Here is a 16,719-nt window from a genome sequence, read left to right on the forward strand (position 1 = left end):
CTCCCTTGACTCCTGGGCCGCTCTCATACCGCAGTGCTCTACCGCTCCCACAGCGGGCCGCCGAGTGCAGGCTGGCGGCCGAGCCACTGTGGCGCTGACACCTCCCGAGGGCGGGTTCAGGCCTTTGCATCGAACCAGCTTCGAGCGACTCAAGGCCCCCCCGGACGAGGGCCTGGCTCAGCGCGAGGAGGCCCCCTCGGTCGCGGAGATTTCGATCGGTGGCACCGGGTCGTCGATCACGATGATGTCCGTCCTACAGCTGATGCTGAAGAGGGAACCTGTGGGGAGCCCATCGTGCACGGCGTTCATCGTGGCGGTGATCAGCAGGTCGACGGTCGCCGGAAGGCACTTGACGGACCATGACAGCGTGGCGCCCGGGGCGACGGTCGCGGGAAGCGTGGGGCCGATGAGCTTCCAGCTATCCGGAGAGCGGCTGCTGACTTTGAGGCTGGTGATGTGGAGCGGTCCGACGCCCACGTTGCGGATCGTCGCGCGGCCCGTCCCGTGGGAATAGAGCGCCATGGTGCCGAGAGGCTCCACGACCTCGATCTGGCCAGCGGCCGCATTACAGCGGAGGCCGATCGAGACCGGCGCACCCGCATCGTGCTGGAGTGTCAGCGTACCGGTGCGGTTTCCAACCGTGGGCGGCGCGCACGCCACCGCGACACTCTGGCTCGCGCCCGGCGCGACCGTGAACGGGATCGGCGTCGTGAGCTGGAAATCGGCACCGGTCAGCGAGCTGCTCGAGACGAGCAAGGACGCAGTACCGGTGTTGGAGACCGTGAACGTTCGGCTGCTCGTCGTGCCAACCAGGATCGTGCCGTAATCGAGCTGAGTCGGGGAGACAGAGATGATGGGCGCGACGCCTCGGCAAGACAGCGCCACGGATGCCGAGCCGCCGTTGCTGGTGAACGAGAGTGTGCCGGTATAGCTCCCGACCGCGGGGGGCTGGCAGCGCACCGTGAGGTTCGCCGACGCGCTAGCAGCGATGGGCCCAGGCAGGCCGCCGACAATGGAGTACGCGGCGTTGTTCAACGTGGGTCCCGAGATGATGAGCGGCGCCGTGCCGGTGTTGGTCACGGTCAGCGAACGCGCCGAGACCGTCCCCACGCGCACATCGCCGAAATCCAGCGACGTCGGCGCCACCGAGAGCACCGGCGCGAAGCCGCGGCAGGCCAGCCCCGAGAAACCCGAGCCCCCATTGCTGAAGGTGAAGAGCGTGGCGGAGTAGCTCACGGCCGCCGTGGGCAGACAGCGCACCGTGAGGTTCGCCGACGCACCGGGAGCGATGGGCCCGGGCAGCGCGCCGACAATGGAGAACGCGGTGTTGTTGCTCAACGAGGTCTCCGAGATCGTGAGGGGCGCCGTGCCCAGGTTGGTGATGGTCAGCGGACGATCCGAGAATTCCCCCACGCGCACATCACCAAAGTCGAGAAATTCCTGCGCCCTGATCTCCGCCGCGTAGCCACGGCACGACAGCGGGACCGACACGTTCCCCCCGTCGCTGACGAATGACACGGCGCCGCTGTACGTCGAGATCCAGGGCGGCTGGCACATCACCTCGAAGTTCACGGATCCACCGGGAGCGATGGTGCCAGGCACGCTCAGCGGAGAGCCGGGGTAGAAGGGCCCCCCGCCCAACCCGAAGTTCGAGACCGTGAGCGTCGCGGTACCGGTATTGGTGAGGGTGACGCTCCTGCGCACAGCGGTGTTGACGGGCACATCGCCGAACGCCAGCGACGCCGGCGCCACCGAGAGCACCGGCGCGAAGCCGCGGCAAGACAGCGCCACGGAAGCCGAGCCGCCATTGCTGGCGATCGCAAGCGAGCCGGAGTAGCTCTGGGCTGCCGGGGGCACACACGTCACCGTGAGGTTTGCCGATGCATTGGGCGCGATGGGCCCCACCGGTGTGCTGGCCAGCGAGAACGCAGCGCCCGTCACCGAGGCACCCGAGAGCGTAAGCGGCGCCGTGCCAATGTTGGTGACGGCCACCGAGCAACTCGAGGCCACTCCCGGGCGCACATCCCCGCACGAGAGCGAGGGCGGCACCGAGAGCACCGGAACGCCGTTCGACGTGCACCGCAGCGGCACGGAGATCGCCCCCCCGGCCGTGGTGCTTGGAATGACGAGCCGGGCCTTACGCGTGCCGGACCCCGACGGCGAGCACCTCACCGGAACCGAGAAGGTACCGCTGTTGGTCAGCACCGAGAACGGGCGGCTGCAGCTCTGCCCGGACGTGCACGCGCCGCTGGCGTAGGCGAACGAGAACCACGGGTCACCTTCGATCGTCATCTGTGTCGTCGAGCTCATGGTGCTCCAACCAACGTTGCTGAGCGCGATCGTCGCGGTGCCGGACGAGCCGAAAGGCACTGTGCCGAAATCGTGGTACGGCGGCGTCGCGCGCGCGAGCGGAGGAAAGCGATTCTGGACCGCATCGACCGCGGCGAACGCATCGAGCCGGCCAGCGCCGCAGTCATCGGACTCGGGGCAGAAGAATCCCCAGCCCCAGAAGCCGCTCGAGGGCGTCGCGGTCAGGCGCAACACCTGCTCGAGCTGCTCCGGCGTCATTCCAGGGTGCGCCGCGAGCATGAGGCCGGCGACCCCCGAGACATGCGGTGACGCATACGACGTGCCCGATGAGTAGCGGTAGCAGAAGTCGGAGATGCTCTGTCCCGCCTCGAGCAGGAGCTGTGGGCCAGGCTTCATGACCGCCCACGTCGACACGATGCCGCCGGTGCCTTGATAGGAGTTGATATCCGAGCTGCTGAGCCGGGTGCACGACGGCGCCCCGACATCTTCGCCGAACAACGGAGACGAATCGCCGTCGGGCGAGCCGCCCGGAGCCACGAGATCGATCGAGAGGCCGCGATTGCTGTACTCAGCGAGTGTGTCCAACTGATCGGTCGCGGCCACCGAGAACACGTCGTTGCAGTCCGCCGGGAACGCCGGGCCCGTGTTCTGCGAGTAGTTGCCGGCCGCCGCGACGACGAAGATGCCCCGCTGGCGCGCGCGGGCAAGCGCGTTGCGGAAACTCTCGATGGTGGCGCCGCTATCGGTACAGTGCAAGGCATCGTTATTGAAGCTGAAGTTCACGATGTCAGCGGTGCGCGGTCCGGTGAACTGCCCGGTCGCGGCGTCGTAGCCCGCAACCCAATTCAGGCCGGCGGTCGCGAGCGACACGACGACGCCGTTGGAAACGCCGTTGCTGCGGACCGGCAATACCTGACAGCCCCAGCAGATGCCGGCGCCACCCTTGCCGTTGTTCGGGGTCGCCCCGATCAGACCGGCGACCATGGTGCCGTGGTGGTAGGTGTTCGGGTTGACCGGGTTGAAGTCATTGTCCGAGGGATCGAAGGCAGGCGCCCACACGATGTCGGGGTGAGCAGTGGAGCCGCTGTCGATCACGGCGATGCGCACGTTCGGCGACCCGGTGATGCGGTCCCACGCATCGGGCAGGCGGATATAGTCGTAGGACCAGCGCTGCGCGTAGAACCCCGGATCGGTCGGCTCATTCGAGAACGGGATGATCACGTTCGGCGACGCGGAGAGCACGCGCGGGTCGTGACCGAGTTCACGGATCGCCCCGAGCGTCACCTCGGCTGCGGTCGCACCCGCGCTTGCGCTCGGCGTGGCTTCGATGCGGACCAGCCAGGTGTCGTCGTCGACCGCGAGGATCGGCACGACCTGCGTCCCTCCGAGGTCAAGCGCTCGTCCGGGTGTTGCCTTCTCCTTGAGCCGCACGACCGCCTCGTTCGGCACGAACTTCGGGGTGGAGCCCCCTTCCGGAGCGACCACCCCCGCCCGAGGCACCGCCGCCGGTGCATCAGGCATGCTCTGCGGATCGCCGTAGGCGACAGCGAAGGAAACAAGCGAGATCAAGAACAACGACCCTGCGCCACGATGCGAACGGTGCACGATACCCCCAGGCTGAATCTTGACGCTCTCGGCAATCTCTCCCAACGTGGCCCCAGAGCTGCCAAATCATACGCCAGGGGGCCTCCGAAGCGCATGGGGGACCTGAATGGAAAGCTCCAATGCCAACGCTGGGCGCTATTCCAGCGGGAAGCCGCTGCCACCCACGGCCACAGGGACGAGATCCACGTCGCTCGCCAGCACGTAGGCGATGCGGTGGTTGAAGTTGACCTGGTAGTAGAGCAGCTGCCCCGCGACATCCCGCTTGTTGGAGCCCTCGAACGTGGGCGTGTACGTGGGCGAGTAGTAGTAATCGCCCGCGAGCGGCCCGCTCGCCACGTAGCGCTGGCCCGCTGGGATGCTGTACGGAGTGAGCGGGATGAACGACTGCGGAGTGATGCCCACCGGGTACGCCGCCGCCTCCGGGTACGCCCGGCCATAGAGCGGGATCGACGTCTTGCCTGCCTTGGGCGTCACGAGCACGCCAGACCCTGGCCGCGTGTTGACCTGGCCCGGGTTGTAGAACCACGCCTTCTGGCCGCTGAACCAGATCGCGTCCCAGTCTCCCTGATGGTCCGCCAGGGCGTACTGCTGGCCGGTAGACGCCTTGTTGGCCCAGTTACTCGCCCGCGAGGGGGTATCCGTAATGAACGGATTCGTGATCAGCGAAGCACTGAGGCTGGGCGCCGTGTACAGATACAGGAAGTTGGACGCCTGGGCCGATACGGCGCGGCAGTCGTTCGCGGCGTAGCAGTACGTCATCGCCGGCATGTTCGTCTGGAAGTCCGGTGAGATCTTCACGATGTCCGGATTCGTGGGCTCGACCGGATCCACCCCCCTCACCAGCTCCATGTAGTGGTTCCAGTCCCAGAACGGACCCGGATCCCAGTGCATCGTGGCCTGGTTGGTGGTCGACGTGCCCGGGACGTTGTCGTGGCCGATGATGTGCTCGCGATCGAGCGGCACGTTGAACCGCAGCGCCAGGTAGCGCGTCAGCCGCGCCGAGGCGCGATACAGGTTCTCGCTGTACCAGGCGGCTCCTTCGATCGCGACGCCCTCGTGCTCGATGCCCACCGAGTGCGCGTTGACGTACCAGTTGCCGGCATGCCACGAGACGTGCTCGGTCGAGATCATCTGCGCGACATGGCCGTCCGAGGAGCGCACCACATAGTGGGCGCTGGCCTTGTACGTCGGACGCTGGAAGACCGTGAGCGTGGAGGCATAGCTCCCCTCGGTGTCGTGGATGACGATGTAGCGGACGTCCACCCCACCGGCGGGGCGCTGGGCCAGATCATAGTTGCCGTAGTCCGATGCGCTGGCGGAGTTCTGCGCGTACGCGGCCGGGATGAACTCGCAGGAGACCCAGGACGGACACTCCGTGGACGTGTTCGCGGTGATGCGCAGCGGCAACGGGGCGGCCGTGAGGGGGTTGGGGGTGATGCTCGAGGGCCTCAGCGTCACCGCCTGCCCATCGGACGTGGTGCGCGAGGCGCCCTCCCGGACGGTGGCGTAGACCGTGTCCGCGAAATCGAGCGCCGTGGACTTCTCGGAGGAACCACTGAACAGGACGACGGCCCCGTACCAGTCCGCCACGCTTCCGGGCATCCGGCCCAAGGTGTAGCGCGCGTACTGCGCCAGGAGCACCGCGCCGCCGCGGATGTTCTGCGCGGGATCGCGCTCAAGCACCTCGGGCTCGACGCCCAGCAACCGCGCCGCGGTGTCCAGGGTGTGGAGGCTCGGGTCGTCCTCCTCGGGCGTGCCGTACTGGCTGTAGGGATCGGCGTCGTCACCCTTGAGTGAGATCCGCTGTGCGTCGTCCACGTGCGTCAGGTGCATCGGCCCGTACCCTCCCGACGTGCTGGGCGCTCCAGAGTGGTGCTCCCAGCGCGAGACGTTGTACGAGACGGAGAGCAGCAGGCTCTCAGGCACACCGAACTCGCGGGCGGCGGCGGCGAAGGCCGACTGGAGCGACGTGGGACCTCCTGCGGGAGCGGGGGCAACGTCCTCGGCCCCGAGCGCTGGAAGCGAGAGCAACGCGAGCGCAACCCCCGTCCAAGCACCCGCGAGGGACCACCGGAGAGCACCACCAGATTCGGCTCTGTTCGTGTTCACACCAGACTCCTTTGAGACGACACGCGAAGAGATTCGCGTGATCGGCCTGGAGTCTACTTTCTCTGAAGAACCGGAATAGCCGCCAAATCAATTCAGGCTGAATTTCACTCGCCATTGGCGACCGGACGAAAGAGAGTAGAGTAGCGGGCAGTCTGGGGCTGCACTCTACGAGAGGCTCATCGCGTGCGGTGGTTCTTGCCCTTCATGCTTCTGTCAGCTTGGGGATGCGCCCCTCCCAAACCGATTCCAGGCGTCGTACGTCCGGGTCCCGGGGAGCCGATGCTGGAGAATCTGCCAGGTCCGATGCCGGGCTTCGGACCTTTTGATTCCTACTCGGCTGCGCTGATGGCGGCCTGTCCGTTGATCCTCTCCAAGCCCAACGCCACGGCCGGGCGTTTGGGGAGCCAGGACGTTTCACTGCGGTGGCGAATCTCCCAAGAGTACTGCGCTTGGCTGTACTACACGCCTGACCACAAGTACGAAATGAGCATGCTGACGGACCAGTCTGAGTCCGATCCATTGAACCGGTGGAAGAGTTGCAAACTTCCTCCCCTAGTAGATGACCCACGCTATCCGCCGAGCAGCCTCAAATACATCTTTGCCCTCCACAATCATCCGTTCGAGGACAACCTCTCGAAGAAGGACATCTCCTTCATCGCCTCCATGGGAAGGCTTCACGGATTCACAGTCGAGGCGAAAAACAAGACAGTTCACCTGGCAGTCATCGCTTTCTTCTCCCGCTCGAACGATCTCGAGGCTCCCACCTGCGATGGCTTCTTTGAGTACATCCCCGCCACGGGCGAGGTCACGAAGTGGACCCCTGCCAATGGCAAGTGGGGTTGGGAGCAAATGGGCTCCGTCGAGTGGCTCAATGAAACAGATTACGTGTTCCACCCCCGGTAGATCCGTTCGCCATGCGCGAGCCCCTCTGGTGCATCCGAGCGTCGTAGCGAGGAAGGTGCCTCTGGCCCTGCTGCTCCTCCTGGCGGGTTGCCTGCGATCTCCTTCTCGCCCTGCTCTGCAGGAGGACTCGACGATCCGCTTCCCCTCATTCCAGGAGAGCTCCGTCGTAAAGATGGATGCCGGGAAGGAACCTTATGAAATGGACGGCGTGCTGCTGAAAGCCATCATGATCGCCGCGCAGGACTTCCTGCCTTCGAGTTCCCCGGAACAACCTTGCTGGCTACAACCCGAGTCCTACCGCTATCGGCTCATCCGACAGGGTGAAATCATCTTCGTCTGGATTGACGAAGATCTCGCGAAGTGCGGTCGCAGCGCCCCTTCATTGGATTCAGGCGCAGCCTACGCCATCCGCACCGATGGCCGGATCCTCAGGCGGCTCCTGGGCAGTCAGACCGGAGAGCTTCTGGGACCGGCTACCTCGCCTCAAGACGGAGGTATCAGGGGAACTTCAACGGAAGTGGGCTCCGCCACCGCTGGCGTGAACTGGAATGGGCTCGCGCCCCTCTTGCCTGTGACAGATGGCGGTGCTCCCGGAGCCCCCCGTGATGGTGGTGAGTAGGCGGCACATTGAGCCCGGGCTAGCACACCGTCACGTACGCCAAGACCCGCCGCCGGCCGCGACGAGGCAGCCGCACTGCATGCCTGGGCCCGCGCCGTGTAAGCACTTGGTCCAATATCCATGACCTGACACTCTGAATAGGTTCCTCGCCCGCAACGAATGGAGCTTCGAGCGATCCACGCTCGAAGAAGAGGAGCCTATGGCGACGAGCACTGGTTTGAACTTCGAGACTGCATACGAGATCGGCTGCGAGGGATACACATACCTCTATCCCATCGTGTTGATGGACGTGACGCGCCGGCAGATGACGAACGTCAAGGAGATCGACCTCCCTACCTGGCGAAGCCCGGCCAACGTGTTCATGAACAACCCGCGCTTCCCGGGGCCGGCAGACCGCACCGTGGTGCGACCCAACTTCGACACGCTCTATTCGAGTGCGTGGCTCGATCTCGTGCACGAGCCCATGGTCATCAAGGTCCCTCCGTCCGATGGGCGCTACTACCTCTTGCCCATGCTCGACATGTGGACGGACGTCTTCGCCTGCCCTGGCCCCCGCACGACGGGGACCGCGGCCCAGCAGTTCGTCATCGTCGGCCCGGGGTGGAAAGGGACGATCAACCCGGCCCTGAACCTGCAACGGATCGACGCGCCGACGCCGTATGTCTGGATCATCGGACGAACGCAGTGCAACGGTGAATCGGACTACGAAAGCGTGCGCGCGTTCCAGGATGGCCTCCGGATCATCCCTTACTCCGCCTACGAGGCCGGGCTGCAGCCGCCGCCGCCCGTCGGGACAGACACCGACGACATCAGCCGCGAGGAGCCGTTGGTGATCGTAGAGAAGATGACGCCCGAGGCGTTCTTCGCCTATGGCGCGGACCTGATGCGCCAGAATCCAGCGCACTTCAATGACTACCCCATCCTCGCGCGTCTGGCGCGGGCAGGCTTCGTGGCGGGCCAGCCGTTCGACCTGAACGCAGCCCCGGCGGCGGTGCAAGACGCCTTCAGGAAAGCGGCCCCCGACGCCCTCGACCGGATGAAGGAGAAGCAGACCTCGCTCACACCGCTGACGAATGGCTGGGTATACCCGAACGAGTTCATGGGGACCTACGGGACGAGCTACCTCCGCCGCGCGATCGTTGCCCTGATCGGACTGGGCGCCAATCTCCCGGAGGACGCCATCTACCCGACCGCCTACGTGGATTCCACGGGCACCGTGCTGGACAGCGCCAAGCGCTACACGCTGCGCTTCGAGGCCAACAGCCTGCCACCGGTGAACGCCTTCTGGTCCGTGACGATGTACGACGAGCAGGGATTCCAGGTCCCTAACGCCATCGACCGCTTCTCGCTGGGCACGCGAAACAACCTGGTCGAGTCCGATGGCTCCGTGACGTTGTACGTCGAGCGCTCCATGGACGAGACCGATCCGAGGCGGCCGAACTGGCTGCCGGCACCCCAGCAGGGCCCGTTCAACCTCACCATGCGGCTGTACTCGCCGAGGCAAGAGGCGCTCAATGGAGATTGGCACCCGCCCGCGGTCTCGCGAGCGAAGTGACCAGAGGCTGAGCTGAGTGTCTCCAGCGGAGCCCAGTGAGGCGTCACTGGGTTCCGCCACGCCGTCGCAGAACCTGGCGTTCCGCGCTTCCATCGCCTATGTCGGGCGTCCCACGAGGAGAGTTCATGTCAGAGTTGTTGTCGAGGTGGCTCGCAGCGCCGGCCACCGCATTGCGCACCGGACTGGTGCTCGGACTGGTTGCCAGCACCCTCGCCGCTTGTGGCGACAGCGCACCACCGACGGCCCGAAACGTCACCCTCGAGACGGCGGAAGACACGCCTCTCGAGGTGCACCTGTCGGCCAGTGGCACCGGGACACTTGCTTTCAGCATCGTCGACGCACCGGACCACGGCACGCTCAGTGAGCTCAGCGCCGATGGCTCCGTCACCTACACCCCCGGCGCCGACTACCATGGCGAAGATGCCTTCACCTTCAGCGCCACCGACAGCAAGGGCCAAAGTGCCCAGGCCACGGTGACCCTCACCATCACGCCAGTCAACGACATCCCCACCATTTCCCCAGTGGCCAACCAGCACATCACTGCTGGCAGCTCGACCGGCGACCTGGCCTTCACCCTGGGAGACGCGGAGACCGCCGCCAACAGCCTCACGGTCACCGCCACTTCCTCCAATACCGACCTGGTGCCCAACGCCCCCAGCAATCTCGTCCTCGGCGGCTCCGGCGCCAACCGCACCCTCAACGTCGTCCCCGCCGCCAGCGCCAGCGGCTCCACCACCATTACCCTCTCGGTGAGTGACGGCTCCGCCACCACCTCCACCACCTTCGCGGTCGACGTCACCAGCAGACCGCCGGTGGCCCAAAACGCCACCCTCGAGACAGCGGAAGACACGCCCCTCGATGTGCACCTGTCGGCCAGTGGCAACGGGACACTCGCTTTCAGCATCGTCGACGCGCCGGACCACGGCACGCTCAGTGAACTCAGCGCCGATGGCTCCGTCACCTACACCCCCAGCGCCGACTACCATGGCGAAGATGCCTTCACCTTCAGCGCCACCGACAGCAAGGGCCAAAGCGCCCAGGCCACGGTGACCCTCACCATCACGCCAGTCAACGACATCCCCACCATTTCCCCAGTGGCCAACCAGCACATCACTGCTGGCAGCTCGACCGGTGACCTGGCCTTCACCCTGGGTGACGTGGAGACCGCCGCCAACAGCCTCACGGTCACCGCCACTTCCTCCAATACAGGCCTGGTTCCCAACGACCCCAGCAATCTCGTCCTCGGCGGCTCCGGCGCCAACCGCACCCTCAACGTCGTCCCCACCGCCAGCGCCAGCGGCTCCACCACCATTACCCTCTCGGTAAGTGACGGCTCCGCCACCACCTCCACCACCTTCGCGGTCGACGTCACCAGTCCTGCCCGCCTCTACTGGACGACTGCCAGCGGCTCGCTGTGGAGGGTTGACGTGAACGGCACGAATGCCATTGAGCTCAAGACCGGCATCGGCGGGTCAAGTTCCATCGCCACCGACCCGGTAACCCGTACCATCTTCTACAGCAACGGCAGCGCCCTCTTTCGAGCGGACAGTGATGGCGCGAACCCGGTCAATATCGTGGCGAACGGAGGCTTCCCCGCCGGGCTGGCGGTCGATTCGACGAGCCGCAAGCTGTACTGGTCCGATTTCAACGGGAAACAGGTCATGCGCGCCGAGCTGGACGGCAGCAATCCCACGCAGGTCGTCGGCAATCTCGATAGCCCGTCTGCCATCGCGGTCGATGGCTCGAGCAGCAAGGTGTATGTCATTACCTACAACAACACCAAGCTCGTACGATTCAATCTCGATGGGACCAACCTGGAGACCCTTGCTTCAAACCTGGGCGGCCTGGGCGTGGGCCTGGCGGTCGACTCGAGCGGCGGGAAATTGTACTACGCGACCCGCAGCAACAGCATCTATGTCGCCAACCTGGACGGCTCCAACATCACCCCCCTGGTGACCAACCAGAACACAGTGTACGGGATTGCCATCGATGTCACGGCCGGGCGGCTGTATTGGACGGATTGGCTAGGTCAAGCGCTCCGGAGCGCCCATCTGGCCGACGGCAGCGATATCCAAACCGTGAACTCGGGCAGCAGCAGGAACCTGGGTCTGGCCTGGATGCCTGCGGAGTAGCCAGGAAGCATATCGAGTTACTGCACTCGGGCAGGACGCTGAAGCGCCTGCCCGAGGCGTTCGGCTGCACGGAGCAGAGCATTCCTCTTGTCAGGCCCTCCGAGGGCGGCCTACCCGCCTCGTGGAGGGCCTCTTGACGGCCGACATATGCATGGGTATGTATATGCACGGTGATGAGACTCGATACCTTTCAGACCCTTGCGGATCCCACCCGCCGCCGAATCGTGGAGACGCTGCGGCACGGCGAACGACAGGTGAATGACATCGTCGAGCAGGCGGGAATCCACCAATCGGGGGTTTCCCGGCACCTCCGCATCCTCCACGAGTCCGGCTTCGTCGCGGTGCGGCCGGAGGGACAACGGCGGCTCTACTCGCTCAGGCCCGAGCCGTTCCGGGAGCTGGAGGAGTGGCTCGCCCTGTACCAGGACTTGTGGGAGGCGAGACTGGACCGGTTTGGAGCGGCGCTGGAACAACGACAGAAGAAGCAGAGGGGAAAACACTCATGAGCGACAGGAAGAACGTGGTGATCGAGCGCACGTACAAGGCGCGGGTCGAGGAAGTGTGGGAGCTGTGGACCACGAAGGACGGCTTCGAGTCGTGGTGGGGGCCTCAAGGCTTCCGCGTTGACGTCAAAGCCCTGGAGGCGAAACTGGGCGGCCTCCTGCACTACGACATGATCGCCGATGCGCCCGACGTCGTGGCGCAGATGAAGAAGATGGGCGCGCCCCTCTCCCATGAGACCCGGGGCACGTTCTCCGAGTTCAAGCCCCATCAGCGGCTGGCCCTGACGCACATCATCGACTTCCTTCCCGGGGTGAAGCCCTACGACAGCACGATGGTGCTGGAGCTCTTCCCCTCGGGAAACACCGTCCGGATGGTGGTCACGCTGACGCCCATGCACGATGAGAAGTTCACCCAGATGCAGGTCGAGGGCTTCACCAGCCAGCTCACCAAGTTGGACAAGCGGTTCCAGGTCTGACGCATCCGTGGACGGCCCCGTCAATTGGGTCAAACCCATGGATGTGCTCGGAGGTGCTCGCCTGCCCGTGTCCTCACCGTCTCGCGCGTGAGCTGCTAGAAAAGCGCGGGTGAGCATCAACGAGCGAACAGAGCCTGTCGAGGACCATGGGCCCACGGGCTTCAAGCTTCGATCCCGCAAGATCCGCATCGAGGTCGTCAAGGGACCGGACATGGGCCGGAGCGTGGAGCTGCCCGCCCTGTCCGTCAGCATCGGGAGCGGCGGCAAGGGCTGTGACTTCGTGCTGACGGATCCCACCGTCAGCCGGATCCACCTGCACCTCAGGATCGAGCGGGATGCCCTCCGGGTGATCGATGCGGACAGCCGCAATGGCACCCGGATCGACGGCACCGCCATCCGCGACGCCTACGCCCGGCCGGACTCCCTCATCGTCATCGGGAACACCACCCTCCGGCTGAGGATGCTCTCCGACGTGGTGGAGCTGCCCCTCTCCCCGCGCGACCGCTTCGGGCGGATGCTGGGCCAGAGCATCGCCATGCGCCGCGTGTTCACCTTGCTGGAGCGCTGCGCGGCCACCCTCTCCACCGTGCTCATCGAGGGAGAGACGGGCACCGGCAAGGAGCTCGTCGCGCGAGGGCTCCACGATGCCAGTCCCCGCGCGGACGGGCCCTTCCAGGTCTTCGACTGCTCCGCCGTGGCCCCCTCGCTGATCGAGAGCGCCCTCTTCGGCCACATGAAGGGATCCTTCACGGGAGCCACGGCGGACCACCCCGGCGTCTTCGAGACCGCCAACGGCGGCACGCTCTTCCTCGACGAGCTGGGCGAACTGCCCCTGGAGCTCCAGCCCAAGCTCCTGCGGGTGCTCCAGGACAAGGAGGTTCGCCGCCTGGGCTCCAACGTCTCCCGCGAAGTCGATGTGCGCATCGTGGCGGCCACCAACCGCTCCCTCCTGAGGGAGATCGACCGCAACCGCTTCCGCGAGGATCTGTACTACCGGCTGGCCGTCATCACCGTCCGCCTGCCCCCCTTGCGAGAGCGAGCGGAGGACATCCCCGTGCTGGTGCGCCACTTCGAAGAGGACCTGAACGCCCGCCTCTCGGTCCCCTCCCCGCCACTGCCAGACAGTGTGGTGAAGGAGCTGTGCTCACAGGCCTGGCCAGGCAACGTCCGCGAGCTGCGCAACGCCGTGGAGCGCATGCTCACGATTGGCCACCCCACTCCCGTCGAGGAGCAGTCCATCCCCTCCCCCGCCCCCGGAGCCCTGGGCGTCAGCCTCGCCGAGCCGCTCCTGACCGGCAGGGAGCGCGTCGTCGAGGCCTATGAGCGGGAGTACATCACGCTGGCGCTCGAGGAGACCGGCGGCAACATCTCGCGCGCGGCGACGCTGGCAAAGGTCGGCCGCAAGTTCTTCCAACAAGCCATGAAGCGCTACGGCTTGCGCGGCGACTCCGAGGACTGAGGCCGACACATGCCCGCATTGCCCGCGCCATGAAGGCGCTCCACCTCGTCAGCGGAGAGCGAGCGCTTCCACAGCGCCACATCGTCGATGAGGCCCTTGAAGCGGCCCGAGCCCTCGAAGGAGCGGCTGCCCAGGCTCAGCGAGCCGGTGTTATCGAGCGAACCGGAACGGGCGCCAGGTGAGAAGCGGCCGACGGCGACACCATCCAGGTAGAAGGTGCCTCCCTGGGGCCGCTGGCGCTCCACGGTGACGGTGACGAGATGCCAGGATCCGTCCGCCACGAAACGGCCAGACAGGTAGTTCGTACAGGAACCGGACGGACCGCAGTTCCCCGAGCCCTTTCCATCCGCGAGCTGGAACATCAGCTGGCCTCGGTCGATGAAGAGGGAGTAGCCAGTCGCCGGTCCGATGCTGGGGGGAACCTGACTGCGCTTGTCGAGCAGCACGTCCACGTCCCGGCTGTCGCTGGTCCTCATCCACAGGCTCAGGGAGAAATCCCCCGTGCCCACGTCCAGGCCCTCCTGAGCGGGAGCCAGGAAGAAACCTGCCTCCAGGTCCAGCACACCGCGCTCCCGGCCCGCAACGAGCCTCGCCCCTGACATGAGCTTCCCCGCCTCCGTCTCCCCCACCCCCACGGTCACGTCGGGCTCATCGAGCGGATACCAGGCGCTCAGTCCGGGGGGAGGTTGAATACAAGGGAGTTCCCGAGGAGGAGGGCGCTCACGCGCGGAGATGGCGAGCTGAGCCAGAAAGAGATCGCTGTTGCCCGCTGTAGAGAGTAGCCCCAAGCCCAGATCGAGACTGCCATCGAAGACGCCCGCGAGAATCGGATCACCCGAGAGATCCGTGTCCACGCTCGCGACATTCAGGGCGGAAGTCCCTCGAAAGCGCCGGGCCCACAAGAACTCCCCTCGTCTTCCCAGCTCGAGCAGGAAGAGATCCGAGCCCTTCCCCCCGCTTCCAGCGAAGGGCCCATCACCGAGATCGACGGTCCCTCGCACGCTCCCCGCGATCAGGAGCCCTCCTGGCGCCGTGACGGCGATCTGCCCTGAGTCCATGGACAGCGAGTCCCCCAACCGCTGGCTCCAGAGCAGCTCCCCATTGCGAGCAAAGCGTGCCAGATGAATCGCTGGTGGAGGGCTCGCCGCACCCGGCTCCGTCCCCGCGCGCACGGGCAGTGCCATGTCTCCCAGGAAGACGAGCTCGCCTTCCGAGGTGTATCGAATGGTCCAGATGGGACTCGTGTACTCGCCCTGCTCCACCGAAACCTGGAAAGGCGGCGCCCCCTCCGAGCCGGCGATATGAAGCCGCGTACTCCACGAGGGGTGGCCCTGCGCATCGAAGACAGCCAGATAGCTGTCCCACAGGGGGCCGCCGTTCACGAGGGACTTCCCTCCAAAATCGAGCGTCCCCAGGAAGTAGCCCCAGATGGCGATGTTGCCCTCGGCGTCCACGGCGAGGGCCTCGGCCCCCTGCAGGTTCGCGTCGCCGAAGTGCCGACTCCAGAGGCACTGCCCCTCCGCGGAGAGCCTCGCCAGGAAGACATCGATGACGCCCGCGCTGGTGTGCTTCCCACAGCCAAAGTCCACGGAACCGGTGAATGAGCCCAGCAGGGTGATGGTGCCATCGGCAGCCACCTCCACAGCGGCTGCATCCATCAGATCGCCCTCTCCCCAGTCACGGCTCCACAGCGGCGTGCCATCGGTGTCGAACTGGACGAGGAAGAGCCTCGCTCCTCCGGTGCTGACATGGTGCTGAGCACCAAAGTCGAGCGTCCCCTGGAAGTCTCCGAAGACGAGCAGCCCTCCCGTGGGAACCACGGCCAGGCTCCTGGCGCGCTGGGCTTCCGTGTCCCCAAAGCGTTGGCTCCAGCGCACGGTTCCATCGGGCTCGAGGCGGGCCACGAGCAGATCCTCGTCCCCCGCGCTCGTCAGGGGGCCAGCTCCCAGGTCCACGCTGCCGCTGAACCCACCCGTCAGGAAGACGTTCCCTTGGTTGTCGCGCGCCATGCGCACGGACTCCTGCGGTGCCGCGTCTCCAAACCGGCGGCTCCAAGCAGAGGGCTTCGGGCGCTCGGGAGAAGACTGCCGGACGGTGTCATTCCCCCCCAGCACCAGCAGCAGGGCCGCCAGGAGCCCGATGACCCGCCGAGGCTCACGCTGATGCACGCGAGGCACTGGGGACACCGACAGGAGTTCGACCAGTTCCAGCGCCGTGGGGCGCCGCTCGGGTGCGTACTCCAGACAGCGCAGCACCGGGTCCATGAGCGCCTGCCGGCCCTCACGCCAAGGCAACCACGAGGCCTGCTCCGGAGGGGTCCTCTCCCCCGTGGAGGGAGGCAACGCTCCCGTCAGCACTTCGAAGAGGATGACACCCCACGAGTACACATCGCTCGCGGGGGTACTCTCCCTCCCTGCCAGCTGCTCCGGAGACGCGTAGCGCGGCGTCATCGCGGCCCGCCCCGTGGCGGTGAGATCCCGCGACGTCCACAGCGTCAGGGCGGTGCCGAAGTCGACGATGACGGGCGTGTCTCCGCCGCGCATGCGGATGTTCGTGGGCTTGAGATCGCGGTGCACGCCCCCGGCGGCGTGGATGGCGGCCAGCCCCTGGGCCAGGCCCACTCCGAGCCGCCGGACCTGTTCGGGATCCGTCGAAGGCCCCCGGTCCAGCACCTCACGCAGAGAGGGACCGTCGATGAACTCGAGCACCAGGTACCAGAGCTCCTCGTGCCGTTGGACCCGGGGCTCGAGCGGATGCACGACGTGGGGCGTGGGCTGGAGCTCCTGAACCCGGAGCAGGAGCGCGAGCTCCCGTTCCTCGAGGCGGCGCAACATGCCCTCCTCTGCCGCGAAGCGGGGCCTCAGCACCTTGATCGCGACGCGGCGCAGGGCGTGAGACAGATCGACCGCGGAGAAGACCCAACCGAAAGTGCCCTCCCCGACGAGCAACTCCAGGGAGTAGCGCTGCGACAGCACGTCGCCAGGGCCAAGGGGACAGGGCTCCTCCGGTTGTTCGGGCAGAGTGGACATGGGGCCTTGGCCACAGGCC

10 protein-coding genes are annotated in these 16,719 nt (G+C 66.1%); 7 read left to right on the top strand and 3 right to left on the bottom strand.

Translation table 11 applies throughout. The features are described 5' to 3' along the window. Window positions 1-177: 177 nt before the first annotated feature. Both KY501_RS24245 and KY501_RS24250 read right to left on the bottom strand, forming a co-directional pair. Window positions 178-3,879, bottom strand: coding sequence for a choice-of-anchor D domain-containing protein (locus KY501_RS24245; RefSeq protein WP_224365629.1), 3,702 nt, complete (start codon window positions 3,877-3,879; stop codon window positions 178-180). A gap of 171 nt (window positions 3,880-4,050) precedes the next feature. After that, window positions 4,051-6,024, bottom strand: a complete 1,974-nt coding sequence (locus KY501_RS24250) for an N-acetylmuramoyl-L-alanine amidase (protein WP_224365630.1) — start codon at window positions 6,022-6,024, stop codon at window positions 4,051-4,053. Between the two features lie 279 nt (window positions 6,025-6,303). Between KY501_RS24250 and KY501_RS24255 the strand changes: the two genes are divergently transcribed. The 7 genes from KY501_RS24255 (at window position 6,304) to KY501_RS53965 (ending at window position 13,671) form a co-directional block, all read left to right on the top strand. Then, the gene (locus tag KY501_RS24255; RefSeq protein WP_224365631.1) at window positions 6,304-6,927 is read left to right on the top strand and encodes a hypothetical protein; all 624 of its coding nucleotides are present in this window, start codon (window positions 6,304-6,306) and stop codon (window positions 6,925-6,927) included. A gap of 172 nt (window positions 6,928-7,099) precedes the next feature. Next, the gene (locus KY501_RS24260; RefSeq protein ID WP_224365632.1) at window positions 7,100-7,546 is read left to right on the top strand and encodes a hypothetical protein; all 447 of its coding nucleotides are present in this window, start codon (window positions 7,100-7,102) and stop codon (window positions 7,544-7,546) included. A 199-nt stretch (window positions 7,547-7,745) separates the two neighbouring features. After that, window positions 7,746-9,101 (top strand): DUF1254 domain-containing protein, encoded by a 1,356-nt coding sequence (locus KY501_RS24265; RefSeq protein WP_224365633.1) that lies wholly within the window; start codon window positions 7,746-7,748, stop codon window positions 9,099-9,101. Window positions 9,102-9,226: 125 nt separating this feature from the next. Then, on the top strand, window positions 9,227-11,233 hold the full coding sequence (locus KY501_RS24270; RefSeq protein ID WP_224365634.1) for an Ig-like domain-containing protein: 2,007 nt from the start codon (window positions 9,227-9,229) through the stop codon (window positions 11,231-11,233). A 173-nt stretch (window positions 11,234-11,406) separates the two neighbouring features. Next, entirely contained in the window at window positions 11,407-11,739 is a 333-nt protein-coding gene (locus KY501_RS24275) for an ArsR/SmtB family transcription factor (RefSeq protein ID WP_224365635.1), read from the top strand. Then, entirely contained in the window at window positions 11,736-12,212 is a 477-nt protein-coding gene (locus tag KY501_RS24280; RefSeq protein ID WP_224365636.1) for an SRPBCC family protein, read from the top strand. The genes KY501_RS24275 and KY501_RS24280 overlap by 4 nt, the downstream gene beginning before the upstream one ends. A 109-nt stretch (window positions 12,213-12,321) precedes the next feature. Next, window positions 12,322-13,671, top strand: a complete 1,350-nt coding sequence (locus KY501_RS53965) for a sigma 54-interacting transcriptional regulator (RefSeq protein WP_224365637.1) — start codon at window positions 12,322-12,324, stop codon at window positions 13,669-13,671. Here the strand turns inward: KY501_RS53965 and KY501_RS24290 are convergent. Then, on the bottom strand, window positions 13,641-16,700 hold the full coding sequence (locus KY501_RS24290; protein ID WP_224365638.1) for a protein kinase domain-containing protein: 3,060 nt from the start codon (window positions 16,698-16,700) through the stop codon (window positions 13,641-13,643). The genes KY501_RS53965 and KY501_RS24290 overlap by 31 nt on opposite strands. Between the last annotated feature and the right edge of the window lie 19 nt (window positions 16,701-16,719).

It is taken from the genome of Hyalangium versicolor, from assembly GCF_020103695.1.
Classification (GTDB): domain Bacteria; phylum Myxococcota; class Myxococcia; order Myxococcales; family Myxococcaceae; genus Hyalangium; species Hyalangium versicolor.